Genomic DNA, 25086 nt, shown 5'->3' on the forward strand with positions numbered 1-25086 from the left:
CGAGTCGAATCGAATCGAGCGACGAGCACGCATGTCGAGACCACGGACCAGGCGGGATCATGAGGCCAGGCTTCCCTGCAGGAGCGACACGATGAGCAAGCCATCCTCGGCCGGACGCGGCCGATGGCGGGATGCGGCGGACGCCCGGAGCACCCGCCCCCGCGGGCCGACCAGGGCCGGGAAATGGATCCGGGCGGCCCTGGTCTCCTCGATCGCGATCGCCATGATCGGGGTCGTCGGCTTCCTGGTCAGGATCTTCATCCTCGGATCCGCGACCCGGACCGTCTTCATCCCCTTCCGGGTCAGTTCGTACCGCAAGCCCCAGATCACACCGATCCGGGGCGCGGCCGCGGAGCGGCAGGCCATGGCCGCCGCCAGCCTCCGCTTCCGGGAAGATCCCCTGGACGCCGATGGCGATCTCACGCTCGAGAACTTCAAGACGAAGCTGAACGGGCTCCGGGCCGAGAAGCGCGAGGCGCCCGTCGTGGCGTACGTCTCCGGGTACTCGATGGTGGATGGATCCGGCGCGGTCCAGATCCTGGCCAGCGACTCCGACCCGTTCACCCCCAGGACGCAGCTCCCCCTGCGGCAGGTGCTCGAAGCCCTGCGGGCCTGCCCGGCGAAGGACAGGCTGCTGGTCCTGGACATCATCAAGCTGTCCAGCTATCCCTTCGACCTCGGCGGGACGCCGGACGGCGTCGCCGATCTCGTGAGGCGTGAGGTCGAGACCGACGAGGACGGCAAGCCGAGGGGCGACGACCCCGGGCTCCTCGTCCTGGTGGCCTGCTCGCCGGGAGAGAGCGGGCTCTGGTCGGAACACCTCGGGGAGTCGATCTTCGCCCACGTCTTCGCCCGCGCCTTCACGGACCCGAAGGCGGACAGGGACGGGCTCGGCACACTCTCGGTCCAGGAGCTCGCGGACTACCTCCACGCCAACGTGGACGGCTTCGCGCGTCGGCTCCGGGGGACGTCCCAGCGTCCCTACCTGATCGGCAACGGCGACTTCTCGATCGCCGGAATCGTCAGGCCGACCGAGTCGCCCCGCGGTGCGGTCGCGGCGCTCGAGAAGTCGGCCGGCACGGCGGCCGACTCGTTGAAAACCTCGGCCGAGAAGAAGGCCGAGGACGCGAAGGCGTCCGCCGGGAAGAAGGCGGAGGGCCTCAAGGCGGCCGGCGCGGATCCCGCCAAGCCCCCCCGCCCGGACGGGCCCGGCGAGGCCTCCCCGACGGAGAAGGGGGGGGCCGATGAGCCCGCTCCCGCCGACGCCTCCCGATACCCCGACTGGCTCATCGCCGGCTGGGAGCTCCGTCGCAACTGGTGGAACGATCCCGCGACGTCCCGATTCCCGGGTGCCGCTTCCCCCCGCGCCTTCCGCAAGCTCGAGGGGGTGCTCCTCCGGTCGGAATCGGCCTGGCGTTCCGGCGAATCGCCGACGGTCGTCCGGGACGAGTTCAGGGAGGCGATGGCGCCCCTCGTCGCCGCGATGGACCACGATCGGGCCCTCCCCGCCCCGACCTCGATCCGCTCGGTCGGCCAGGCCGTCGCGGGGGGCTGGAAGCCCGACGGCGCGCTCGTGTTGCGTCTCCGCGACCTGCTCGACGACCTGAAGGCCCGGACCGGCCACCCCCCTAATGAAGCTGTGCTGGCGGCTCGAAAGAAGGCGGTCGGGGAACTCGCCCAGGCCATCAAGGGCAAGCCGACGCCGTCGCTGGAGCTCGCCGGGATCCTGATCGAGGCCACCGCGGACGTCCGAGTGGCCCCGGACACGCTCGGCCTGCTGGATGACCTGGTGAAGCAGACCGCGACCAAGCTCAACATCGTCGAGCTGCGGCTCTTCGAGGACCTGGCCGCGTCGGCCGCCCCCCCCGCGCCCTGGCCCGACGAGGCCGCCGACACGGCCCGGGTCGCCTGGGATGCCCTCTGCCTGGCCGAGCGGGCCGCCCATCAGCCGTCGGCCTTCCCGTGGACGGCGGACCTCCTCGCCCGGGCCGATCGCGCGCGGCACGAAGCCCGCGTCCTGCTCCTCAAGGAGGTCCGAGGCTTCGTCTCGTGGAAGCAGACGGGCGAGGCCTGGGCAGCGGCGGTCGAGTCGCTGCGGAAGGCGTCCGAGGCCCAGAAGCTGATCGAGGACGCCCGGACCGAGCTCGATCGATCGCGCGCAATCATCTCCGGCTACCTCCCCTTCCTTCAGGCGTCGAGCCGGCCCGGCCTCGAGACCGTCTGGCAGGAAGCGGCCAGGGCCTCCGGAGAGCTCGCGCGGATCCTGGGCACGCCGCCCGACACCGAGTCGGACTCCTCCTCGGATCCCGGACATTCCGCCATCGACATGCAGCTCAACGAGCTCGGGCCGGCGCTCGGTTCCCTCCGGGCGAGCAACGAGGCCCTGCTGCGCCCCTTCCGAGAGGAGTCGCTTCGCGAGGCGATCGCCCAAACCAAGGCCGACAAACCGGACCCGCGTGCCGCCGCCGAGATCGATGCCCTGCTCGCTAGCCCGATGCCGGCCCCCGAGTGGCGGCCACGGCTCGTCGACGCCGTCCGATCCCTCGACGCTCGGCTCGCGGAGTCCACCGCCCGCCTCGAGCGGCTCCCGGACGACTCGGGGCCTTCGGCCCGCCTCGAACAGGCGCGGACTCAGGCCGTCCGCCGGGCCAGGCGGCTCCAGACGCTGCTCTCCCTGATGGGCGAGGCGGCGCTCGCCCGGAACCTCTGCCCGGGCGTGGAGTTGACGAGCGAAATCGAGTCCATGTCGCGCGGCTCGGCGACGGCCGCCGCGGGCCCGGAGGACGGCATCGCCCGGCTCTGGGGGAGCCTGGCACGCGTCGCCTCCTCCGCATCCTGCAAGCTGAACGCGCTCCTGGAGCGGTCCGATCGGGGCGACGACCCGGCCGGCTGGATCGCGCCGCCCTTCCTCCTGGACACGACGGTCAACCCCCGATTCGCGATGGGAGTCGAGGTGGCGCGGCGACACGGCCGGTGGCTCGCCGCCCGTTACCTCCACGAGGAGCGGGACCTCCATGAGGGGGGGGACCCCGAGCGGTTCTACGAGGACGCGGCCGAGGAGTGCCCCGGCCACCCGGACCCGACCGCAACCTCGCTCCGATTGGCGGTCGACGGCGCGGAGGCGACGACGCTCTCGTCGTCGAGGAGCTCGACGCGGGCGGAGGTCAAGCTGAGCCTGGTCGGCAGCGGTCGCGGGACGCCCGCGAAGGCCCGGATCGCCGTCCACTCCCCGGGGGATGATCGCCTCAAGATCGGCGTGCCGGAGTCCGGGCCCGTGGAGCTGACCGGCCTGGCCCCGACCGTCGTCGGCATCAACCTGACCTGGGTCGACCAGGGGGGAGCCGCCGCCAAGGAACCCCCGCCCGGGTTCCTCATCGGGGCCACGCTCTCCGACGGCCGTTCGTTCCATCAGAGGGTCCCGATCCGAATCGAGTCCGACCAGATCCTCCCCTCGTTCGTCCTGGGGACCGGCGACGGGCCCCCGGCGGGGATCCCCACGGATCCGCTCCGCCTCCGGACGCTCCCGGGGAGGCAGTCGTTCCAGGTCCTGATCCGCAACCCCTTCCCGCGCAGCCGCGAGGTCTCCGTCCAGCTCCTCTCGGGCGAGACCGTCCTGGCGACGAGCGGCGACAAGCCCGTGGCCGTCCCGGCGAACGGGACGGTCGCGGTGAAGGCCCTGGCGCCGGGCTCGCCGAGCCTGGCGCCGACCAAGGACAAGGAGCCGCTCCTCGAGGCGCCGGCCGGGCTCAAGCTGCGGATGATCGAATCGACGGCCGGCGGCGCGAAGGGCTTCACGATCGTCCAGCCGCTGCGCCCGGAGATCATCGATCCGTCCGAATATGTCGACGTCCGACTGGCCCAGTTCACGCCGGCCATCCAGGGGCGCCCCAATGAGCTGAAGCTGGTGCTGCGGACCATGCCCGGGATGACCGGCCCGCCCTGCCAGGCCGAGCTGGTCCTCCCCGCCGACCGGTCACTCTTCCCCTCCCTCCTGAGCCCCCAGACGGAGGGGAAGCACGCCGGCCCGCTGCCGGCGGGGGGAGACCTGACCCTCTCCGCGGAGGGGCTGCGACTCGATCCCGGGGAGCCACCGAACGGGAGCTTCTACCTCAACCTGGATGGCGTCAAGCGGGCGCTCTGGTATCGGGCGCAGTTCAGCGAGGTGGCGGGCATCCAGCGTGCCGAGCCGGAGAGCAAGTCCCCGCGGATCCGGTTCCGTATCGACCGCACCGTCAGGGCCGGCGGCCCGACCTTGCTCCAGGTCCACTTCGAGGTCGACAAGGCCCCGCCGCGTTCCCGCCTCACCTTCGAGATCGGTCGGGACGAGGGGAACGGTTTCGTGGCGGACGTCCGGGCGGCCCCCAGGCCCCCGAAGCAGCAGCACGTCGGCTTCGCCCTGGGAGAGGGAGGGACGTTGCTCCTCGAGGCGGCCATCGACGACTGGACCGACCCCTATCCGCTGAATATTCGCGGCCGGCGCCAGGCCATCGCCAGGCTCGTGGACCCGGCGGGCATGGAGCTGAGGAGCTACGCCGAGGACATCGTCCTCGACGACCAGCCGCCGGCCATCCCGACGATCAAGGTCGCGCCCGAGGTGGACGAAGGGGGCCGCCCCTTCGAGGCTCGGATCGTGGTCACGCCCCCGATCTCGGGGGTCAGGGAGGTCGCCTACATCGTCGGCCCGAAGCTCCTCGACGACGAGGAGTTCGCCAAGGCCCGCGCCGAGAACAAGACCAGCGATGCCAGGCGAGCCGGCAACGACGACCGCGAGTGGGCCGCGCCCATCGTGATCCCGAAGGATGCCACCGGCCGGATCTTCATCACGGCGAGGGCGATCAGCGGAGTCGGATTGGCCGGCAAGGGGGGTGAGGTCGTGAAGCTCCGGCCCAGGCCGATGGCCGCGGACGACGCCGCGGCGAAGAAGAAGGACGAGCCCCCCGCCCTCGCGACCGTCGAGGGGACCGTGAACGAAGCCTCCGTGGCCCAGCCGAATCTCCGGGTCGCCCTCCTCGACCCGAATCCGAAAGACCCCGCGAAAATGGTCATCAAGGAGACGGTCACCGACGACAACGGCAAGTTCCAGCTCAAGGACGTCGCCCCGGGGGAGTACATGCTCTTCAGCATCAACGACAACTCGAAGCGGTTCTACTACAAGCCGCTCCACGTCGACCCCGGCGCGGCCGTCTCGCTCAAGCTCGAGCTCCTGAGGTGACCTCGCAGTTCGGCGGCATGGGGCCGGCGGGAATGCTACGACTCGAGGTACGATTCCCGCTCCAGGCCCCGGACATACTCGACCGCATCTTCGACCGATCCGACGGCCGCCCCCGCGCGCCGACCGCGACGATCGAGCTCGCGGAGGAGTGCCAGGTCGTCCAGGTCGTCGTCGCCGAGATCGCGGCCCGCGCAGGCCTCGTCCAGGTTGGCGATGAGCCGTAGCGTCCGCTCGGTCACGGCCCCGCGGAGCGAGTCGACCGCGGCGTTCGCGGAGCCGCGGGGGTCGATCGCCCGGCCGACCTCGTGGAGCAAGGCCGCCAGGAGGAACTCCTCGTCGTAGGGCCTCGCCTCGCGGGCCAGTTCATACACCTGGAGGCTGTGATAGATCGCATCGCCCTCCGGATGCTCCCTCGGGTCCAGCTTGATCGATTCGAGCGGGGCGAGACGGATCCGGTAGACGGTGAAGCGATCGAGCCGCTCGGACAGGGAGGGGGGCTCGAATCCGTCCGGCGGCTCCGCCTCGCCGCCTTCCTCAACAGGCTCCTCGTCATCCGGCGTGGTCGCGTCCGCGGCTCCCTCGACGCGAGCTCTCGAGCGACCCAGGCGGGCCGCCTCCTCGCGGACCTCGCCGTCGGAAGGGAGATCACCCGGCCGGACCCGGTGGCCCAGCACCGCCGCCGCCTTGCGCTTGGCGGCGTAGAGCTCCGCCTCGGTCCGGTCCGCAACCCAGCCCGCGTCGGCCGAGGGAGCCTCCGGGGCCGAGTCCAGCAGCCTGCGGGCCGCTTCGACCGCGATTTGCCTCCGCAGCCGTTCGGTCCCGACCGGCCCTCGGAATTTCTTGCGATACTTGTCGTACATGAAGCCTCCGCGACCTCCACATCGTATCCGATCCGTTCAGCCCGCGACATCACCGGCCTCTCCGGGGACCGGCTGCCGGGGTCGCGACGGGGAGGAGATAGCCTTTACCCAGCCCACAGAGATTGCCAGGCAGGTTATAGCGGGCGGGCGCCATCGACGGGAAAGTGGCGACATGGTCCCCGCGGCGTGCACCACGAGCCGTGAACTCGCTAAGGAAGTCGACGGCGCGGTCCGACTGTATTGGGGTGGGACGATCATCACCCGCCGAGGTCGCGCGAAGGGCTCGTCGAAGAGGCCCCGCGTCGCGGAGTCGGAGGGGATGGAGGCCCACCCGGGCCTGCTTCGCCCGGGCGCATCCGGTACTCGTCATGGAGGTCATCGACCGTGAACAAGCGACGCCTGGGCCGCGGGCTGGAAGCCCTGCTGGGACGCGAGGAAGGTGGGTTCGAACCCGGCTCGCTCGAGGCCTCGGAGCTCATCCACGTCGCCGTGGATCAGGTGGACCCGAATCCCTACCAGCCGCGTCGGACCTTCCCGGCCGCCGAGATCGCCTCGCTCGCGGAGTCGCTCCGCCAGCATGGAATGCTCCAGCCGATCCTGGTCCGCGCGATGGGCGACCGCTACCAGCTCATCGCGGGCGAGCGCCGGCTCCGGGCCAGCATCGAGGCCCAGCTCCACGAGATCCCCGCCCGCGTCATGGACCTGGACGACCAGCGAGTCCATGAGCTCGCGATGGTGGAGAACCTCCAGCGCGAGGACCTCAACGCCGTCGACAAGGCCACGGCCTTCCGTGAGTATCTCTCCCGCTATGGCGGCACCCAGGAAGAGCTCGCCGGCCGGCTCGGGCTGGACCGCTCCACGGTCTCCAACTTCATCCGGCTGCTGGAGCTCCCCGAGGAGGTCCTGAACGCCGTCCGCAACGGCGAGATCACCCAGGGACATGCCCGGGCCCTGCTGCCGCTGCCGGACGAGGAGAGTCGGATCGCCGCCTGCCGGCGGATCATCGCCGAGAGCCTCTCGGTCCGACAGACCGAGGCCCTCGTGGCGACCGGCATCCCGACGCCGGCCCGGACCCGCGTCCGCCGCGACTCCGCCCATTCCCCGGACCCGAAGCAGCCCCACATGGTGGAGCTCGAACAGCACCTCCACCAGCGATTCGGCACGATGGTGCTCATCCGTGCCCGGACGCCGGAGCGTGGACAGATCATCATCGATTACAACTCGCAGGAGGAGTTCGACCGCGTCGCCGCCATGATTCGCGGATGATGCGCGCGCCTGCCCTGGGACGGGCGGGTCCGGCACCGCCTCGCGTCGACCGCCCCGCCCAGGGCCCTGTCCGAGATTGGACACCCTGGAATCGAGGAATCGGACTTCCCGTTCTCCCTCCCCTTGATGCCTTTTGAGAACGTCAGGCGCTGTTTTCTGCGGGGGCACCGGGGCGACTCTCCTCCCGGTTTCGTCACCTAAAGAGTGTTCCTCCCTGGATTAACCGGGGCCCGGGCCCAGAAGGCCACGAATTGGTATCGCTGTTGCTCCCGGTGCGGTTACTCTTCAATCGCGGCCATGATCGGGCTTCCGTCGCACTTCGCGCTCGTCGCGAAGGCGGACGCCCCACGTGGCCTTTCCGGATCTGGACGTTGCGGGTGCTCGTGACGGGGCGAGCCACGCCTCGGACGTAACTCATCGAATGACAACCAGGTGCTGCCCATGAGTCCGCGACCGCATGATGGACCTGCGGAGGGAGGACTGACATGTTCGTTGACCCGGTTGGTCCAGGATGAACGCCACGTCGATCAGCTCCGAGAGAGCCTCAGCGGGTTCAGCCATCGCTGCCGCAACCTCCTCAATGGCATGAAGATGAGCCTCTACTTCGTGCGCCGGGCGGGGGCGGACTCGCTCCCCTCGTGGTGGGACGACATGGAGGCCAGCTACGGCGGGATGGAACAGCTCTTCGAGCATCTCCAGGCCATCTATCGCCCGATGCCGCTGTCGACGATCGACGCTCGGGTGGGGGTCCTGCTGCGGGACCTCGGCGCGACCTGGCGCCAGCGATTCGCCTCGTCCGGTCGCTCGCTCGAGCTCTGCCCGCCCGCCGAGGAGGCGGTCCTCCCGTTCGATCCGATGCGGCTGAGCATGGGGCTGGAGGCCTTCCTGAGCTGGCGGAGCGTGGCGATGCCTCCGGACCGCCGAGGCCGACTGGAGTGGCGGACCGAAAAAGGGCGGTTTCAGGCCTGCTGGCATGAGGCGGGCAGCCTGGAGCCGCCGACCGAGCCGGGGTGGGCGGAGGCCGGCCCCGAGCCCGATTCGCCCGCCACGGGTCCGCTCGCCCTGGCACTCCCGCTCCTGACGCGAGTGGTCGCGGCGCATCGCGGGAAACTCCGCTGGTCGCGATCGCCGGGCCTTCGGGTCGAGTTCGGCTGGCCGATCGGGGCCGCCGTCGAACCAACGTCGACGTCCGAGGCGGCCGGCCGCTCACCCTTGACCGCCGGACATGGATCGGCTTAGGATGCGTTGGCCGCCTTGCGGGGTGTAGCGCAGCCTGGTTAGCGCGCCTGCCTTGGGAGCAGGAGGTCACCAGTTCGAATCTGGTCACCCCGATTCTTCCCTCGCTCGGGACGCCGTATGGACCGGCCTCGGGCGGGTGGGATTCGTCACCGATCAGGGTCTTCACGGCCGGGGTATCGAGCGGTGGGCAGTACAGAGGAATCCGCCAAGCTGCGGGCGGCACGGGCGGCGGCGGAACTCGTCCAATCGGGCATGACTGTCGGCCTGGGCTCGGGGACCACGGCGGCCCACCTGGTCCAGAGGCTGGGTGAGCGGGTCCGCGACGAGGGGCTTCGGTTCGTCGGCGTCCCCACGAGCCTGGCCACCTCGGAGCTGGCCCGAGGGCTGAGGATCCCGCTCCGCGAGCTCGATGACGTGGACGCGCTCGACATCAACCTCGACGGCGCCGATGAGGTCGACCCTCAGTTCCGGATGATCAAGGGGCGAGGCGGTGCCTTGCTCCGCGAGAAGATCGTCGCGTGCGTGGCCCGCAAGCGCGTCACGATCATCACGCAGGAGAAGCGGGTCGCGAACCTCGGCCAGAAGGCCCCCCTACCCGTCGAGGTCAGCCCGGTCGGACTTCGCCACACCGAGCGGCGGCTGAAGGCCCTGGGGGCGGAGACGCGGATCCGGACCGTCCCCGCCGGCGTCCCGTTCCTGACCGATGGGGGCAACGCCATCATCGATTGTACGTTCACGGGCCGGTTCGAGCCGGAGGAGCTCGACGCGACGCTCCAGTCCGTCGTCGGCGTCTTCGAGACGGGGCTATTCCTGGGCCTCTGCGACCTCCTGATTGTGGGGACCGGGGAGGGCGTGGACCAGGTCCCCGCCGCCGGCCTGCGAAACCGGGGCTGCGGCGGGTAAGCTCATGCGGATCACCAGGATGCGCCCGTCATTTCGCGAGTCGAGCCTTGAGCTCATCGAGGATCTCCGCGGTCCTCGAGGCTCCGAATCGATCGCAGCCGAGCTCCACCACGCCGATCGCCTGGTCGAGCGTCCGGACGCCCCCGGCCGCCTTGAGCTTGACGTGCGGCGGCGAGGACTTCCTCATCAGGATCAGGTCCGCGTCGGTCGCGCCGCCGGTGCCGTAGCCCGTGGAGGTCTTCACGTAATCGGCCCCGACCTCGCCGCAGATCTGGCAGAGGCGGACCTTCTGGACGTCGGTCAGGTAGCAGTTCTCGAAGATCACCTTGACGATCGCCTCGCGGGCATGGGCCGCCCGGGTGACCGCCTCGATGTCCCGGCCGACCGCGTCCCAGGCGCCGCCGATCGCCTGGCCGATGTTGATGACCATGTCCAGCTCGGTCGCCCCATCGTCCATGGCCCGCTCGGCCTCGAAGACCTTCACGGCGGTGGCGTGCCCACCGTGGGGAAAGCCGATGGTCGTCCCGACCGCGACATTCGTCCCTTTCAGTATTCTCGAAGCGAGCCCAACGGCATATGGTTTGATACAGACGCTCGCGACGCCGTACTTCGCCGCGAGCTCGCAGCCGGCCGCGAGCTCGGCGTCGGTGAGCGTGGGTCCCAGGAGCGAATGGTCGATCCGCCGGGCGATCAGGTCGTAGGTCAGCGTCTGTCCCATGACTTTCAAACTCCTCGAACAGGCTCCCGGGCAAGATCTTCGCACTCTCCCGCGATTCTGACGACCCCGAGACGAGCAGGCAAGGGGCCGACCCCCGCAGGCCCGCCTCTTCACGGCCTTCCAGGCCGCGATCGTTGTACCCGTGCTTCTCTCTGACTTCCTCACCCAGCCAGGAGATTCTTCCAATGTCCCGCAGACGTCCCACGGTCGCCGTCATCGGCGCCAGCAATGACCCCCGAAAGTACGGCAACAAGGCGGTCCGCGCCTTCGCCTCCCGGGGATGGCAAGTCTTCCCCGTAAACCCATCGCTCGACCAGGTCGAGGGCCTGCCCGCCTATCACGACATCGACTCGATCCCCGCCGAGCACCTCGACCGGGTCTCGTTCTATGTCCCCCCGAGAGTCGGCCTCGATGTGATCGACGCGGTCCCGGCCAAGAACGTGGACGAGGTCTGGCTCAATCCAGGCTCCGAGTCCCCCGAGCTCGTCCGGAAGGCCGAGAAGCTCGGCCTGAACGTCGTCCAGGCGTGCAGCATCCTGGACATCGGCGAGAGCCCTCGCGACTATTGAGCCGCCGCGGTGGCCAATTCCGCCGCGATCGACCGGGCAGGCAGGCAAGCGGCCCGGTCGAGCCATTCTCCCCCCGCAAGCCACCCGTGGGTGACATGGATCGGGCTCCGTATTCGGTCTTCTCGTCGCTCAGGGCAGGTCGACCATCTCGCCGCCGGATCGCGTCCCCAGGGCCTGCCAAACCCTCCTCGGCGGCACGCTGATATATCCATCGGGCGCCGTGCTTGCTCCCGCAACCGAAAACTTGTCCGGATCAATCGCCCAACAGTCGATTGTCTCTCTCGGGAACCGGACCGAGCCGTCGCCCAGCAGCACATTCACGCCACCGGGATGGAGCGACGAGGCCGAACCCTGCAAGACGCTGTAATGGGGCGTGGGTGAGGACTGTCGGAGGGCGAAATTCGGCGGGAGCATGGCGTAGGACAGGGTTGAGGTGCCGATGGTCTGGACCCAGCGCCCGGCCACGTCGTAAAGGCCGGCGTTGACGCGGCTGAGGGCCCGCTCGCTCATGAAGGCCGTGTTCGACAGGCCGTCGGTGACATCCGCTATTCGGATTCGCTGGATATCGTTGAAGCAGCCGTTGATCTGGCCCCGGGGGTCGTAGGACGGATCGGGTCGCGCTTCCCATCCGTACTGGAGTGTCCCGTAGATCGGCGAATAGCTCGTGAGCATGACCGGCCATTCCCCCGCCAGCGGATCGGGGTCGGGGAAGCGCGAGTACGGTCCGCCGGGCTGCGGGGCGAACGTGGCCGAATCGCTCGGGCAGACGAGGATCCCCGGGCGGGCCATCTCCGCCGTGGCGTTGGCCACCACCGTGGGGAACAAGGAGAAATTGTAGGCGTTGCAAGTCGGGATCGCGTCGATGAAAGGCAAGATCGCCACGAAGACGCTGCGGCCCGTCCTGAGGTCTTCCGGCACGACGCGGCGGGGACGTCCGGAAGGGAGGGCATCGTGGACGCTCACGTAATTGTGGATGGCCATCCCCATCTGTCGCAGGTTGTTGATGCACCTGGCGCGTCGCGCCGCCTCGCGGGCGTTCTGAACCGCCGGCAGCAAGACGGCGATCAGGAGGCCGATGATCGCGACCACGACGAGCAATTCCAGGAGCGTCATTCCACGAGGAGCGGGAGCGTTGGGACGGATCATCGCGACAACCCCTTCCGCCAGATGAGCGCCGCCAGGCCCATGGACAGACCCACACATCCGCCGACGAACCAGGCCGATCGCCACCATGGCTCCGGGCGAAATTCCGGACGGTAGGCCGCCAGCCGCACTCTCGCCTCATCGCGGGCCGGTCCGGATGCCCCCCCCTTGAGGAACATCTCGCCGGCGCCGAGGTCATGGACCGAGGTCCCATCGGGGAAGATCGGCTCGAAGATGAGGTCCGGCACATTCGCCTGGACCTCCAGAAGGGTGGCGTTGAGCACCCCGACGCGTCGGCCGGGCCGAGAATCCGGCAGCCCGAAGACTTCCATCGTGGCCGAATGCGGGAGCCAGGCACCCTCGCAGAGCGGCCGGAAATCACGATTCGTGATCCGACGCTTCATCGGCCCGCCGTCGGACCATCGCCATTCGCGCCGGGCGATCGACCACCCCTTGTCGCGAGCCAGCCAGACCCGATCCCGGCCCGGACGGTCGAGGATGATGCATGGTTCTCCCTCGACGACCTCGTCTCCCGCGATCGTGTACAGTCCGGAGGGGATCAGGCGGTCCAGCCGATACACTTCCTTCGCCTCGCCGGCCACGGTACGGCTGGGGGCGAAGGGCTCGCCGGGGAAGCCGATCATGTCCCCGAAGTAATCCATGCCGAGCCTCGCCGTGGGGTCGTCCCCGGGATGGACGTTCGCGTTCCGTGCCCCGTGCGTGTAGACCCACGAGCCTGCGCCGTTGTAGCCCGTCGCCCTCTCCAGGCCCGGCGGAGGCGTCCGGAGGCCCGGCGGGACGAAGCGATAATATTGGTAGTGCTTGCCTCTCTTCCTCGCCACGTCCTCGAGCCAGTCGGTCCAGTGGATCACCCGGTCCCCGGGCGAGATCAACGCGTTCGGGAAATAGAGGTCGCCGAAGGCCGGGTCCTCGATTTCGACCTTGAGCGACATCAGGCAACGCGTGCGAAGGGCCCTGGCCGGCGTCTCATCACCCCAGGCTCGCTCGATCTCCGCCTGCATCGAATCCATCACCGGCGAGGCCGCGATCGACTGCGCCAGCACCGCGGCGATGATCATGCCTCCAAGCCCCCCGAAGGCCGGGGACAGGGCCACCGAAATCGCCTTCAGCTTGGCCATGAGCATCGACCTGGAAGCCGCTCGAGAGATCGCGGAGATCGAGGCGGGTGCCATCCCGGTCGTCGATCCGGTCAGGCCGTTCATCGCGATCCTGACCGTCGAGTTCACCAGCGCGGGCGGCATGGTCGACGCCAGGCACGCAACGGCGAGGCCCGAGAACGAGCCCGAGGGCGCGATCCCGCGACGGATCAAGCGATGCTTGAGGCGTTCTCGGCCCCGCGACAGGCGTGCGCTGATCGTCCCGGCCGGCTGCCCCAGGCGTCGCGCAGCCTCCTCGTGAGTCAAGCCCTGGAGGTCGCAGAAGACGATGACTGTCTTGTATCGCTCCGGCAAGCGCTCGATCTCGGCGTGGATGGCCTCGATCTCCTCGACGATCTCCAACTGGGATTCGCGCTCCGGTCTCTCCATCGCGGGTCGAGCCTCCAAGATGGCTTCCTGCTGCCGCAGGCGCCGACGATTCCCGTCCTTGACCTGGCGCGACGCATTCCGGGCGACACCGTAGAGCCACGAACCGACGCGGTCGGGATGTCGCAGGGTCCGTGCTTTGCGTGCCAGCGTCAGGAAGGTTGCCTGGAAGGCGTCTTCCGCGTCGTGATCGTCGCGCAGGACCAGCCGGCAGACGCCCAGGACCATCGGCCCATGACGGGCGATCAAGGCCGCGAAGGCCCGTTCTGCCTCCTCACCCCGCCGGCTAGAGAACCGCTCCAGGAGTTGGCCGTCCGTAAGGTCCTCGACGGCTCCCGCACCGAAGTTGGACGTGGTGGATTTCACGACGCGGGCCCGCTCGATTCCCATGACCGCACGCCGTGCCGAACGGCGAGTCTGCTTCATACTCGCACGCCGGGAACAGATCCTTGCAAGATTCCAGGGCTTTTCGCCTTTCCGCTCCGGTGGGCCCGACCTCGCCCGTCTCAGCCACGAAACGGGACGTTCCTCCCGTACCGACTTTCATCGACCCGATCCCCGCCGAGCACCTCGACCGGGTCTCGTTCCATGTCCCCCCTGGGGTCGGCCTCGATCTGATCGAGGCGGTCCCGGCCAAGTACGTGGACGAGGTCTGGATCAACCCAGGCTCCGAGCCCCCCGAGCTCGTCCGGAAGGCCGAGAAGCTCGGCCCGAACGTCGTCCGGGCGTGCAGCATCCTCGACCCGCGGGTCTATTGAGATCTCACCACACGCCCCGCCTTCAGGCTTCAGGCCTCCCTCGCCGCATCGTGCTGACCCTGTACCGCGGAACTCGATCCCTGAGGAAACTCGCCAAAACCTCCGAGGGCAGATCTCCCGGCAACGCTCGTTTCGGGATCCAGTGCGAGAGCTGGCCCACCTGGATGATGAAACAGTCCGGGAACTCGCAGACGAACCGGACGGCGTCCCAGCTCACGTCCACGTCATTGATCTGGTCCTGTGCCACAAACCGCGAGGGGCCTATCTCGTAATGGACGTCGCAGATCCTGGCGCCCGCGGCTCGATACGCTCGCCTCAGCTTTCGAGGGAGGGTGTAGAAGAGATCGACGGAATGCAGGATCAAGAAGGCGACCCAGAGCCCCGCGAGCATGGCGTAGAATCCGAGCGGAATGGGCTGATTCGGGTTCGCCGGGGGTATCAGGAGTTCCATGATCGCCGAGAGGGTCAGGAGGCCGAGTATCAGTCCCGCGATCCAACGCGACACAAAGGCGGGAGCCATGCCTCGCGTCCTCGCGGCCCATGCCGACCACGAATGCGCGACGAATTCCTCCTCGCCATAGGGTACGGTGAGAGTCCAGGATCGAGGCGCCGCTCCGTCAACCGGACCTGACGCCACACCAGTAGGCAGCCGACGCGCCGGGACGGGATCCACCAGGGCCTCGCCGAAGTCGGCGTCACGCGGCTGCGACTTTCCTTTCGCGGTCGGCGCATCCAGCCGCGCGAACCTGTCGATGAATCGGTAGTTCGCGATCTTCCCCCGCAGGAACTCGGAGAGGTCGACTTCCTCGAATTCGGTCCCGAGCTTCCTCTTGGGGAGCCAGAGCGAGTCCGCATCCGTGCCGATCAGGAAGCCATCTCGGAATTCGACGGCCTGGCCGACCAGGGGCCAGACCTTGCTCGTATCGCCCAGCCGACTGTGGTGGACGAGCCGATCAGCCGAGACCTTCACGACGATCAGGTCTCCCATCAGCGGCGACCGGCGAAAGCGCGACCGCAGATAGGCCCGATAGCGATAAACGCGAGTCCACAGGAAATAAGCCAGCGGGCCAGCGAGGCAGATCGACAACAGGGTCACAAACCAGGGGAGTTTCTTGCCGGTGGGCCCCTCGAAGCCGATCGCGGCCAACACGACCATCTCGACGAACGCGAAGAGGAAAATGTGCAGGACACACCCCATGGCGCAACCAATCGGCCGCGAGCCGTAGGTTGCATCCCTGACCATCTTTCCAGCCCGATAGGCGGCCGTGAACTCCGCCTCGTCGTAGGTGTAGGCGATCGTCCAGGAGGGCCCGTCGTCCTGCGGCGAGTGGGGGGTCGCTTCCATCGATCAATTCCTCGTCGTCGTCGCCGCCTGGAGTGGCGCCGCGACGGTCCGCCGGGCCGTCATGGTGGGGCGGAACATCATCAGGATGACCATCGGGAGATAGAGGAAGACGAGCGTCCCCCCCTTGTCGAGATACCAGAACTGGCTGGCGACGAGGAGCGCGGCGGAAAGCGCGATCAGCTCCGAGAGGGACTTGCGCGCGGGCCAGAACGTGATGGCGATGACCAGGGCCGCGTAGCCGATCAGCACGGGGAGGCGGAAGGCCGCGTCGATCCCGGCCCAGAAGCTCGCCGGCGTCGTGGGTTCGAACCAGGGGAGCAGGCCGGCCTCGGCGATGCTCCGGGCGCCGAGCACCCGCGCCCAGCGGGCCAGCTCGGGGATCGTCGCCCCGAGGAGGGCGCAGACGATCGCGACGGAGCAGCCGACGATCAGGAAGCGGATCATGCCTCGCCCGCGATAGAAGCTCGCCCAGAGGGGGATTAGCCCCAGGCAGGCCGGGATCCAACCGGCGGCCAGGCCGATGAGCGCCCCGGTCAGCGACGGCACGCCGCTCCAGCAGACGGCGTGCAGGATCAGCGCGGCGGAGATCAACTGTCCGCTATCCACCACCATCATCCGCGTATAGGGCAGGAGCAGGTAGCACGCCGTCATCGAGAGTCCGGCGATCGGCCGCTCGAAGGTCCTCCAGCCGATCAGCATGAACGCCGCGACGAGCGCGCTGTGGGCCAGCACGGCCAGGATCCGCGAGACGACCACCTGGGCGGGCTCCCGCTTGAGCGAGTCCGGGAGGAGCTTCCCGAGCATGGGGGTCACCCGGAGATCCGTCGAATGCTCCTTCCGATTCGAGGGCTGGAGGTCTTCATGGCCGGCCGGTTCCGCGGGGTTGCGGAGCGCCCCGTCGTGGACGGGCAGGCTCAGGGTCTCCGCCAGGAGCAGGCCGAGGATGCCCACGGAGAGGCAGAGCAGCCCGGAGGCGTTGAGATTCGGCTCCAGCAACGGCCGGCGGATCAGCCCCAGGTCCAGCAGGCAGCGGGTCATCCAGGCGGCCGAACCGGCGAAGAGCCAGAGGAACGCAAACCAGGGGGGATTGGACTGATCGGCGACGATCAGCATCATCCCCGGGACCAGGACGAAGAGCAGGAGCAGGTCCAGGTTGCGGACGCTCCAGATCCGGCTGAACTTGAAGAAGATCGTCACGCAGCCGAGCAGCGACAGGAAGAGCCAGACCTCCGGGTTGAGCCCAAGATCGGAAACGAACGATCCGCGCACGGCCACCTCGCCTCGTCAGTCCGATTCGAAGGGGATGGGCTCGCCCGAGAGCTGGCAGATGGCGTTGAGCGCCGCCCGCTGCTCCGCCTCCTTCTTGTTGCGTCCCCAGGCCGGCGCGTAGCTCTGGCGGCCGATGAGGGCGGAGATCTTGAAGCACTTGGAGTGATCCGGGCCCTTCTCGTCCAGGAGGAGGTACGTGGGAGTCTCGCCGAATTCGCGCTGGGCGACCTGCTGGAGGTTGCTCTTGTAGTTGCCGCCGCCGCTGCCGTCGGCCGCCGCATCGATCTCCGGGCCGATGTGGCGGACGATGAAGGCCCGCGCGCCTTCCATCCCGCCGTCCAGATAGATCGCCCCGATCAGGCTCTCGAACACGTCCGCCAGCACGGACGACGGGGTCTGCTCGTGCGAGCCCATCCCCTTTCCCATGACCAGGAACTCGTCGATCCCCAGCGCCTTGGAGATCCGCGCGCAGGTGTGCCGCGAGACGACGATCGACTTGATCCGGGTCAGCTCCCCTTCCTGAGATTCCGGGAATCTGCGGAACAGGAGGTCGCAGACGACTGCCCCCAGGATCGCGTCGCCGAGGAACTCGAGACGCTCGTTGGACGCCAGGCGATGGTTCGCGCCCGATGCATGCGTCAACGCCTCGCGCAGGAACTCGAGTTCTCGGAACTGGTAGTCGATCACCCCCTGGCAGTCGTCGAGCGGGTCCGTCTCGTCCCTGCGGGTGGTCGAACGCATATTGGAACCGATAAGCGACAAGGAGGGTGCGGCCAGCAGATCGAAGCTACTCGGCCCGGTGGCCCTTGTCAATCGGGTGGCCGGAGGGCCGCCGGCCCCCTGCGAACCTCCCGGATGAACGCGGCGACGAGCCCGGGATCCTTCCGGCCCGGGCTCGATTCGACCCCGCTCGCTACGTCGACCATCCAGGGGCGTACGCGCTCGGCACGCTCGCGAACGTTGGCCGGGGTCAGGCCCCCGGCCAGGATCATCGGCGGGAGTCGAGTCTCGGTCCGGAGCGACTCCAGCCGTTCGAGCACCGGTTCCGCCACGACCGTCCCGGTCCCTCCCGCGAGTCCGGGCACCAGGGCATCGATCAGGATCGCGTCGGGGAGCCGCCCGAGCCATTCGGCGCGCCGGAGATATCCGGCCATCGCGGCGACGTCCTCCGGACGCCCGAGCCGGAAAGCACGGACGACCCGGAGATCGCCGAGGGCGCGGAGATCCTCGGGCGGCTCGTTACCATGGAGCTGGACCGCGGTGATTCCCAGTCCCGTCGCGAGCCGGAGCACCTCCTCCGGCCTCCGATCGACGAAGAGTCCGACGATCCGGCCTCGGTCCTCCACGGCGCGGACGATCGATTCCGCTCGCTCGGCATCGACGAAGCGGGCCGACTGCGGATGGAAATTGAGGCCGATCCAGTCGGCGCCGGCCTCAACACAGGCCGCGGCCTCGTCCGCACGGGTGAGGCCGCAAATCTTGACCCGAACGGCGTGGGCCGCACCGGTCGAATCGGTCGAGGACGGCTCCGCGTCGTGCGTCACGGCGCGAGGACCTCAGGAGGCGACGGTGTGTTCCACGCCGAGCTTCGCCAGCGCGGCCTTGAACTTGGCCTCGGGATTGACGCCGACCAGGCGGTCCACTTCCTTGCCGTGGTGGAAGACGAGCACGGTGGGGATGGCCGAGATCCGCAGGCTGCCCGGCGTGTCCTGGTTCTCGTCCGTGTTCAGCTTGCCGATCTTGACCTTGCCTTCGAACTCGCCCGCGAGCTTCTCGATGGTCGGGGCCAGGTTGCGGCAAGGCCCGCACCAGGGGGCCCAGAAATCGACGACGACGGGAATCGTCGAATCGAGGACTTCCGACTTCCAGTTGCCGTCGGTAAACTCCTTCACGCTGCCGGCCATGTTTCTTGCCTCTCGGACTATGAGCGAAAGCCTTGGTGGACTAAAGATTTACGCAACTCAGGGTGGTCGAATCCCGCCCTGATATGGAGGCATTATAAGGTGGCTCAAGGGCGAGTCAACACTCACGGAGCGGCCGGGACGGGTCGCGCGAACGCCTCGGCGAGGAGGTGGCTGGGACTGCTGGACCCTCGCGGCGGGAACTGGCTGCGCCTGCTCCTGCTGGCGTTGCCGGCCGCGATCGTCCTGCGATTCTCGGGCGCTCCGCCGATCTGGCTGTTCGTGGCCTCCTCGTTGGCGATCATCCCGCTGGCGGGCCTGATGGGAGAGGCGACGGAGCAGCTCGCCCATCGCATGGGGCCCGGCATCGGCGGCCTCCTGAACGCCACGTTCGGGAACGCCGCCGAGCTGATCATCGCCCTCTTCGCCCTGTTCAAAGGGTATGACGACGTGGTCAAGGCGTCCCTGACCGGGAGCATCCTCGGGAACGTCCTGCTGGTGCTGGGGGCGAGCCTCTTCGCCGGGGGGCTGAAGCATCGTTCCCAGCACTTCAATCGGACCGCCGCGGCGGCCGGGGCCTCGATGCTCGTGCTGGCGGCGTTCGGGCTCGTCATCCCGGCGATCTTCCACGAGCTTCCCGAGGTGACCGCGGCCGACCTGGACCTGGAGCACGAGCTGAGCATCGGCGTCTGCTTCTTCCTGATCCTGACCTACGTGGCGCACCTGGTCTTCAGCCTGGTGACCCACAAGGACCTCTTCAATCCCAAGCACACGGAGCCCGACCACGGCGACGGCCCCCCCTGGTCGTCGAGGAAGGCCGTCGCCGTCCTGCTGGGGGCGACGGTCGCGGTCGCCTGGATGAGCGAGATCCTGGTCGGCGCCGTGGAGCAGGCGAGCGAGACCATGGGGATGAACCGGGTCTTCGTGGGGGTCGTCCTGGTCGCCATCGTCGGCAACGCGGCGGAGCATTCCACCGCGGTCCTGGTGGCGCTCAAGAACCAGATGGACCTGGCCGTCGGGATCGCGATCGGCTCGGCGCTCCAGATCGCCCTCTTCGTCGCCCCGGTGCTGATCTTCGCCAGCTACCTGCGTCCGGAGCCGATGGACCTGCGGTTCACCTCGCTGGAGGTCCTGACCATCATCCTGGGGGTCTTCATCGCCCGGATGGTCGCGGAGGATGGGGAGTCGAACTGGCTCGAGGGGTTGATGCTGCTGATGGTCTACGGGATCCTCGCCCTGGCCTTCTTCTTCCTCCCCCATCGGGAGCCCCGCGGCGCCCATGGGCGGCACGCGGAGCCGGCCGCCGCCGGGGCCGCGGCGGGGCCGGCCGACATCTCCGCGGGGTCGGCGCCCCGGCGCCTCGCGGCCGGGTCGGCGTGACCCGGCCTACTTCCTGGCCTTCTTGACGGTCGGCTTCGCCTCCTCCTCGCCGAGGTAGAGCAGGCGGCCGCAGCTCTTGCAGAAGACGAGCATGTCGCCGACGATCAGGTGATTGACCATTTGCGGGGTAACGGCCGTGAAACACCCGAGGCAGGCCCCCGCCTCGCAGGTCGCCAGGGCGTCGGCGCCGAACTGGCGGACCGTCCGGCTGTAGCGCTCCCGGTCGTCGGCCGGGATCGAGGTCTCGGCGCTCACGATCGACGCCTCGAGCTCGCCGAGCTGGGCCTTCTGGCCGACCGCCTGGGCGTCGATGTCCGCCTCGAGCGCCGCGAGCTCCTTGGCGAAGCCCTGGACCTCGGCCTCGACGGCGGCGACCGCCGCGGCCTGGGCCTCGATGGTCTCGTAGCCCTTGAGGATCTCGTCCTCCACCTTCCCCATGGCGAGCTTGTCGTGCGCGATCTGGTTCTGGAGGGCGCGGTATTCCTCGTTCTTCTTGACCTGGTTGAGCTTGACCTTCAGGTCGTCGATCTTGGTCTGCTGGGCCTGGAGGGTGTGCTCATTCTTCTTGAGTGCGAGCTTGGCGTCCTGGAGCGCCTTGCGGGCCTTCTCCAGGTCGGCCTGACGGGCCGCCAGGGCGTTCTGCCGCGCGTTCAGGGTCCGCGGTGCCGAGGCCAGCCGGTCGCGGATGGACTTGGCCCGCTGGTGGAGGATGTGGAGTTCGCGGAGGACTTCGGCGGTCGCGGACATGTGGCATCGGCTCCTTCTGCATGCCTCGATCCGGGGCGGCTGCGGGGTGTCCCGGATGCCCGCAGGTCGCCTCCGGGGAAAAAAAAACCGCCGGTCGCCTTCGGGCGACCGGCGGTGTGAGGCCGGGTCAACCGGTACTCTCGAGGAATCCCTCGAGCTGCCGGCTTCTGACGGGATGCTGGAGTTTTCGGACCGCCTTCGCCTCGATCTGGCGGACCCGTTCGCGGGTGACCTTGAAGATCCGGCCGACCTCCTCGAGGGTATAGGTGTAGCCGTCCCCCAGGCCGTAGCGGAGCTTGATGATCTCGCGTTCGCGATAGGTGAGGGTCTTGAGGACCGAGTCGATCTTCTCCTTGAGCATCTCCTGGGTGGCGGCGTTGATCGGGCTCTCGGCCGCCTCGTCCTCGATGAAGTCGCCGAAGTAGGAGTCCTCGCTCTCGCCGACCGGCCGGTCGAGCGAGATCGGGTGGCGGCTGATCTTCATCACCCGCCGGGTCTCCTCGACGGAGATGTTGGCGGCGCGGGCGGTCTCCTCGATGGTCGGCTCGCGGCCCTTCTCCTGGAGGAGCTTCTTGGAGACGTTCCGGAGCTTGGACATCGTCTCGATCATGTGGACCGGGATCCGGATCGTCCGGGCCTGGTCGGCGATGGCCCGGGTGATCGCCTGGCGGATCCACCAGGTCGCGTAGGTGCTGAACTTGTAGCCGCGGCGATACTCATACTTGTCGACGGCCCGCATCAGGCCGGTGTTCCCCTCCTGGATGAGGTCGAGGAACGAGAGGCCGCGGTTGCGGTACTTCTTGGCGATCGAGACGACCAGCCGGAGGTTGCCGCCGGAGAGCTCGCGCTTGGCCTGCTCGTACTCGCGGAACCGGGCGTTCATCAGCTCGGCCCGGCGCTTCAGGCTGCGCGGGGTCTCGAGCGTGATCCGCATCAGGTCCTTGAGCTCCTTGACCAGGTTGGAGCGGTCCTCCTTGCAGGCCCGGCCGGCGCGGAGGTCGCGGAGCTGGTTGAGCAGCTCTTCCATGCGGACGGCCGTCTGCTCCAGCCGCTTCATGAGGGGCTGGACCTTCTGGGTCCGGATCGACAGCTCCTCGACGAGGTTCACGGCCTTGAACCGGCGCCGCCTGAGGTTGGAGACCAGGCCCTTGCGGGTGAGGACGTCGCGCTCGCGGACGAAGTTCCGGAAGTCGCGGACGTTGCACTCCATCAGGTGGTCGAGCGTCTTGAGGTTGTGCGGCATCCGGCCCAGGATCTGGTCCTTCTCGAGGTTCTCGGTGACCGAGACCTTGACCGTGCGGTCGAAGGGGAGGTCGCCGTCGTTGACCTTCTTGAGGACGTCGACCACCAGGGCCAGGGCGAAGTGACACTCCAGGACCTTGCGACGGAACCGGCGGCGGGTGACCTCGATCTTCTTGGCGAGATTGATCTCCTGCTCGCGGGTCAGCAGGGGGATCTCGCCCATCTGGGTGAGGTACATGCGGACCGGGTCGTCGATCCGGCGGGAGATGTCGTCGAGCTCCTCGGGGGTGAGCTCGACCTCCTCCTCGTCGGCCGGCTCCTCGGCGAGCTCGTCCTCGGGTTCGTCCTCGATGCCGGCGGCCACCATGCGGGCCTCGGCCTCGTCCTCATTGAGGAGCTCGATGCCCATCTCGTCGAGCGTTTCGAGCAGTCCGTGGATTCGTTCGGGGCTCGAGGCCTCGTCGGGCAGGAAGTCGTTGACCTGGTCGAAGGTGAGGAACCCCCGCCTCTTGCCCAAGTCAAGCAGCGTCTTGATGCCCTCGTCCAACTTGTCCATCCAGAGTCCTCCCTCGCGAACAAACCACGGATCAGGACGCGTCTTTCTTCGTGTCCGGCCGCTGAAACATGAGACGCAGGTATTCCAGACGCAAGGCGCGGTAGGCTTCCGGGTCGGCTTTCTCGTCGGCCTCGTCGAGGGCGAGGCCCAGGTCCCGGATCCGCGACTGCCGCTCCCGCCGTGTGATCGTGTCGAGCAATCCCCTGAGCCGATCCCGCCAGGAGGCGGGCCGAACGTCGTCGGGCAGGGGCGATGATTCCATGGAGAATGTCAGGGCCGCGGCCAGCGACCGGAGCCGCGGGTCCTCGAGCCGGAGCATGACCTGCTCGCAGGTCGGCTCGACCCCCTCGGTCAGCAGGCCGAACGCCGCCCGGAGGATCTCGCGGAGCGGCTCGTCCCGGAGCGACTGGGCCGTGACCCGCGAGGCCAGGAGCCGGGCCGAGCCCGGCTCGTTGAGGATGATCTCGATCAGCTCGCGGTCGATCGGGTCGAAGTCCTTCGGGTCGATCGGGCCCCGATCGGCGGCGACGGCCTCGGCCGGCGCGGCGTCGGAGCCGGCGCCGGGGGCGGCCGCGGGGGCCGACGGGGTCGCCGCCGCGGCCCGCGCGGCGCGGGCGGTCCGGGCCGAGGCGGCACGCCTCAGGTCCTGCAGCCGCTTGCGGATCGCCGCGACGTCCATCCGGAGCGTCCGGCCGAGCGTGTCCAGGAATTTCTCCAGCTTGAGGTCCACGCCCCCACGCTTGCCCACCGGGATCTTGCTCAGGGCCTCGAGGATCCACTCGGCCGCCCGCCGGCTCCCCTCGATCGACCCGAGGTCGAAGCGGGCCGCCGCCCTGTCCAGGAGGAAGGCCAGCGGGTCGCCGGCCTTCTCCACCAGGGTGCGGAACGCCCCGGCCCCCTCCGTCAGGAGGAAGTCGCACGGATCCAGGTTCGCAGGCAAGCTGAGCACGCGCACGTCGAGTTCATGTCCCAGGAAGATATCCAGTGCGCGATCCGCGGCGGACTGCCCGGCGGCATCTCCGTCGAAGATCAGGACGACGCGGTCCGACAGCCGGCGGAGCCCCTGCACGTGATCCTCGCCCAGGGCCGTCCCCAGGGTGCCGACCACGTTGCAGACCCCCACCTGGTGGGCGGCGATCACGTCGGTATAGCCCTCGACCACGGCGACCCACCCCGATTCGCGGCTGGCCGCTCGGGCGAGGTCGGCCGCGTAGAGGAGCTTCCGTTTCTGGAAGAGCGCCGTCTCCGGGCTGTTGAGATATTTTGCGACATGTTTCCCCTGGGCGACGAATCCTCGCTCGACGGACGGCAAAATTCGCCCGCCGAACCCGACTGTTCGTCCCCGCTCGTCATGGATCGGAAAGATCAGCCGACCCCGAAATCGCTCACGGACCATCCCGGGGGACTCTTCCGGCCGGGAAATCAGTCCGGCCTCCTCGAGGAGATCGAGGCCGTAACCCCGCCGCTTCCCCTCCGCAGCCAGCCATCCCCGGTCCGTCGGCGCGTAGCCGAGCTGGAACCGGCGGACCATCTCCTCGGAGAGCCCCCGATCCCGCAGATAGCCGCGAGCCTCGTCCGACGTCTCGAGCGCCTTCACGAAGAGTCCCTGCGCCCACGCGTGGACCGACAGCAGGTCGGACTTGGACATCCCCGACGGAGCGGGCCCCTGGGGGGGCCCCCCCGTAGGTCGGTCCAGCACGATACCCGCTCGGTCGGCCAGCATGCGCAGCGCCTCGGGAAAGTCCACGTGGTCGCGATTCATCACGAAATCAAACACGTCGCCCCCGGCGCCGCAGCTCCAACACTTGAAGGACTGCCGCTCGGGATTCACTTCCAGGGAGGGATTGTGATCATCATGGAACGGGCAGAGCGCCTTGTACTTCGAACCCATTCGACGAAGTTGCAAGGTCTCCCCGGCGAGCGCGACGATGTCGATCGCGCTCTTGATTGCAGCCTTGGTAACGTCGGTGTGAAGGGGCACCGGGAGCTCCTGATCACCAGGTACGAGCCCGGGTCCATGGTCTACGATCACGAAGGCCCGAACGACCGTCGGAGAGGCCATCGCGAAGCGTTCACCGTGCCCTGATTGCTTTTATTCGCGGCTACGGAGAAATTCTAACCCAGGACCGATAAGGGTCAAGTTTTGGAGGCCGCCTACCGACACGATCCTCGGCGCCTTAAGCGGCGAGTCTCCTTCGCCTTGCACCGGCTTGCGTGTCGCTCCCTCGCCATCCCGCAGAATCCCCACAACCCCCTCCCCAGGGTTCCCAATTCCCCCCGTCGCGAGGCCCCGGCCCACCCCCAGCTTCTCCTCTTTCTCCGGCCAACTCTTCACAAACTCGATGGTTTGTCCCACGAACCAGGTGTCCAAGTCAAGGGGCAGCACATTCTCCGATCGTCGATAGTCGATCGGGAATCGAGACGCCCTCAGGCA

General features: G+C 68.5%; 19 protein-coding genes and 1 tRNA gene. 8 read left to right on the forward strand and 12 right to left on the reverse strand.

The annotated features are described in order from the left end of the window. Positions 1–91 precede the first annotated feature (91 nt). A complete protein-coding gene (locus G6O54_RS18700) occupies positions 92–5212 on the forward strand; it encodes a carboxypeptidase-like regulatory domain-containing protein (protein ID WP_165227181.1) in 5121 nt (1706 codons plus the stop codon). 35 nt (positions 5213–5247) lie between these two features. On the opposite strand, the gene G6O54_RS18705 is transcribed toward G6O54_RS18700, so the two are convergent. After that, complete coding sequence (locus tag G6O54_RS18705; protein WP_165227182.1) at positions 5248–6072, reverse strand: phosphohydrolase; 825 nt, start codon at positions 6070–6072, stop codon at positions 5248–5250. A 384-nt stretch (positions 6073–6456) separates the two neighbouring features. Between G6O54_RS18705 and G6O54_RS18710 the strand changes: the two genes are divergently transcribed. From G6O54_RS18710 to rpiA, 4 genes are all read left to right on the forward strand, one after another. Further along, positions 6457–7338, forward strand: coding sequence for a ParB/RepB/Spo0J family partition protein (locus G6O54_RS18710; protein WP_165227183.1), 882 nt, complete (start codon positions 6457–6459; stop codon positions 7336–7338). A gap of 492 nt (positions 7339–7830) precedes the next feature. Further along, positions 7831–8577, forward strand: a complete 747-nt coding sequence (locus tag G6O54_RS18715; protein WP_165227184.1) for an ATP-binding protein — start codon at positions 7831–7833, stop codon at positions 8575–8577. An 18-nt stretch (positions 8578–8595) separates the two neighbouring features. Next, positions 8596–8670 (forward strand) — tRNA-Pro (locus G6O54_RS18720). Between the two features lie 90 nt (positions 8671–8760). Further along, entirely contained in the window at positions 8761–9480 is a 720-nt protein-coding gene (gene rpiA, locus G6O54_RS18725; protein ID WP_250846972.1) for a ribose-5-phosphate isomerase RpiA, read from the forward strand. A gap of 28 nt (positions 9481–9508) precedes the next feature. On the opposite strand, the gene deoC is transcribed toward rpiA, so the two are convergent. Then, positions 9509–10198: a deoxyribose-phosphate aldolase gene (gene deoC / locus G6O54_RS18730; protein ID WP_165227186.1), complete on the reverse strand. Its 690-nt coding sequence runs from the start codon at positions 10196–10198 to the stop codon at positions 9509–9511. 185 nt (positions 10199–10383) lie between these two features. Here deoC and G6O54_RS18735 point away from each other — a divergent pair, with 185 nt between their 5' ends. Then, the gene (locus tag G6O54_RS18735) at positions 10384–10767 is read left to right on the forward strand and encodes a CoA-binding protein (RefSeq protein WP_165227187.1); all 384 of its coding nucleotides are present in this window, start codon (positions 10384–10386) and stop codon (positions 10765–10767) included. A 129-nt stretch (positions 10768–10896) separates the two neighbouring features. On the opposite strand, the gene G6O54_RS18740 is transcribed toward G6O54_RS18735, so the two are convergent. Continuing rightward, on the reverse strand, positions 10897–11913 hold the full coding sequence (locus G6O54_RS18740; RefSeq protein ID WP_165227221.1) for a DUF1559 family PulG-like putative transporter: 1017 nt from the start codon (positions 11911–11913) through the stop codon (positions 10897–10899). Next, positions 11910–13820 (reverse strand): RNA polymerase sigma factor, encoded by a 1911-nt coding sequence (locus G6O54_RS18745; protein WP_165227188.1) that lies wholly within the window; start codon positions 13818–13820, stop codon positions 11910–11912. Before G6O54_RS18745 ends, G6O54_RS18740 begins: the two co-directional genes overlap by 4 nt. A 35-nt stretch (positions 13821–13855) precedes the next feature. On the opposite strand from G6O54_RS18745, the gene G6O54_RS18750 reads away from it, so the two are divergent. Beyond that, complete coding sequence (locus tag G6O54_RS18750; protein WP_256368992.1) at positions 13856–14212, forward strand: CoA-binding protein; 357 nt, start codon at positions 13856–13858, stop codon at positions 14210–14212. Positions 14213–14234: 22 nt separating this feature from the next. Here G6O54_RS18750 and G6O54_RS18755 read toward each other — a convergent pair whose 3' ends face one another. The 5 genes from G6O54_RS18755 to trxA form a co-directional block, all read right to left on the reverse strand. Further along, on the reverse strand, positions 14235–15557 hold the full coding sequence (locus G6O54_RS18755) for a YcxB family protein (protein WP_165227190.1): 1323 nt from the start codon (positions 15555–15557) through the stop codon (positions 14235–14237). Between the two features lie 3 nt (positions 15558–15560). Further along, positions 15561–16826: a hypothetical protein gene (locus G6O54_RS18760; protein WP_165227191.1), complete on the reverse strand. Its 1266-nt coding sequence runs from the start codon at positions 16824–16826 to the stop codon at positions 15561–15563. A 15-nt stretch (positions 16827–16841) separates the two neighbouring features. Then, on the reverse strand, positions 16842–17567 hold the full coding sequence (gene rnc / locus G6O54_RS18765; RefSeq protein ID WP_165227192.1) for a ribonuclease III: 726 nt from the start codon (positions 17565–17567) through the stop codon (positions 16842–16844). A 68-nt stretch (positions 17568–17635) separates the two neighbouring features. After that, positions 17636–18370 (reverse strand): phosphoribosylanthranilate isomerase, encoded by a 735-nt coding sequence (locus tag G6O54_RS18770; protein ID WP_165227193.1) that lies wholly within the window; start codon positions 18368–18370, stop codon positions 17636–17638. 12 nt (positions 18371–18382) lie between these two features. Beyond that, the gene (trxA, locus tag G6O54_RS18775) at positions 18383–18730 is read right to left on the reverse strand and encodes a thioredoxin (RefSeq protein WP_165227194.1); all 348 of its coding nucleotides are present in this window, start codon (positions 18728–18730) and stop codon (positions 18383–18385) included. 99 nt (positions 18731–18829) lie between these two features. On the opposite strand from trxA, the gene cax reads away from it, so the two are divergent. Then, positions 18830–20107 carry a calcium/proton exchanger gene (gene cax / locus G6O54_RS18780; protein ID WP_205678913.1) on the forward strand — a complete coding sequence of 426 codons (1278 nt, stop codon included), beginning with the start codon at positions 18830–18832 and terminating at the stop codon, positions 20105–20107. A 6-nt stretch (positions 20108–20113) separates the two neighbouring features. Here the strand turns inward: cax and G6O54_RS18785 are convergent, their stop codons facing one another. The 3 genes from G6O54_RS18785 to dnaG all read right to left on the reverse strand — a co-directional run bounded on the left by G6O54_RS18785 (position 20114) and on the right by dnaG (position 24633). Then, positions 20114–20854 (reverse strand): zinc ribbon domain-containing protein, encoded by a 741-nt coding sequence (locus G6O54_RS18785; RefSeq protein WP_165227195.1) that lies wholly within the window; start codon positions 20852–20854, stop codon positions 20114–20116. Between the two features lie 127 nt (positions 20855–20981). After that, positions 20982–22652 carry an RNA polymerase sigma factor RpoD gene (gene rpoD, locus G6O54_RS38655; RefSeq protein ID WP_165227196.1) on the reverse strand — a complete coding sequence of 557 codons (1671 nt, stop codon included), beginning with the start codon at positions 22650–22652 and terminating at the stop codon, positions 20982–20984. Between the two features lie 31 nt (positions 22653–22683). Further along, positions 22684–24633 carry a DNA primase gene (gene dnaG, locus G6O54_RS18795; protein WP_165227197.1) on the reverse strand — a complete coding sequence of 650 codons (1950 nt, stop codon included), beginning with the start codon at positions 24631–24633 and terminating at the stop codon, positions 22684–22686. Between the last annotated feature and the right edge of the window lie 453 nt (positions 24634–25086).

Source organism: Aquisphaera insulae, from assembly GCF_011064615.1.
GTDB classification, from domain to species: domain Bacteria; phylum Planctomycetota; class Planctomycetia; order Isosphaerales; family Isosphaeraceae; genus Aquisphaera; species Aquisphaera insulae.

Excerpts from the sequence above, each read along its gene's own strand:
- G6O54_RS18700 (WP_165227181.1), top strand. The coding sequence starts at position 92 with ATGAGCAAGCCATCCTCGGCCGGACGCGGCCGATGGCGGGATGCGGCG.
- G6O54_RS18705 (WP_165227182.1), bottom strand. The coding sequence starts at position 6,072 with ATGTACGACAAGTATCGCAAGAAATTCCGAGGGCCGGTCGGGACCGAA.
- deoC (WP_165227186.1), bottom strand. The coding sequence starts at position 10,198 with ATGGGACAGACGCTGACCTACGACCTGATCGCCCGGCGGATCGACCAT.
- G6O54_RS18735 (WP_165227187.1), top strand. The coding sequence starts at position 10,384 with ATGTCCCGCAGACGTCCCACGGTCGCCGTCATCGGCGCCAGCAATGAC.
- G6O54_RS18740 (WP_165227221.1), bottom strand. The coding sequence starts at position 11,913 with ATGATCCGTCCCAACGCTCCCGCTCCTCGTGGAATGACGCTCCTGGAA.
- G6O54_RS18755 (WP_165227190.1), bottom strand. The coding sequence starts at position 15,557 with ATGGAAGCGACCCCCCACTCGCCGCAGGACGACGGGCCCTCCTGGACG.
- rnc (WP_165227192.1), bottom strand. The coding sequence starts at position 17,567 with ATGCGTTCGACCACCCGCAGGGACGAGACGGACCCGCTCGACGACTGC.
- trxA (WP_165227194.1), bottom strand. The coding sequence starts at position 18,730 with ATGGCCGGCAGCGTGAAGGAGTTTACCGACGGCAACTGGAAGTCGGAA.
- G6O54_RS18785 (WP_165227195.1), bottom strand. The coding sequence starts at position 20,854 with ATGTCCGCGACCGCCGAAGTCCTCCGCGAACTCCACATCCTCCACCAG.
- rpoD (WP_165227196.1), bottom strand. The coding sequence starts at position 22,652 with ATGGACAAGTTGGACGAGGGCATCAAGACGCTGCTTGACTTGGGCAAG.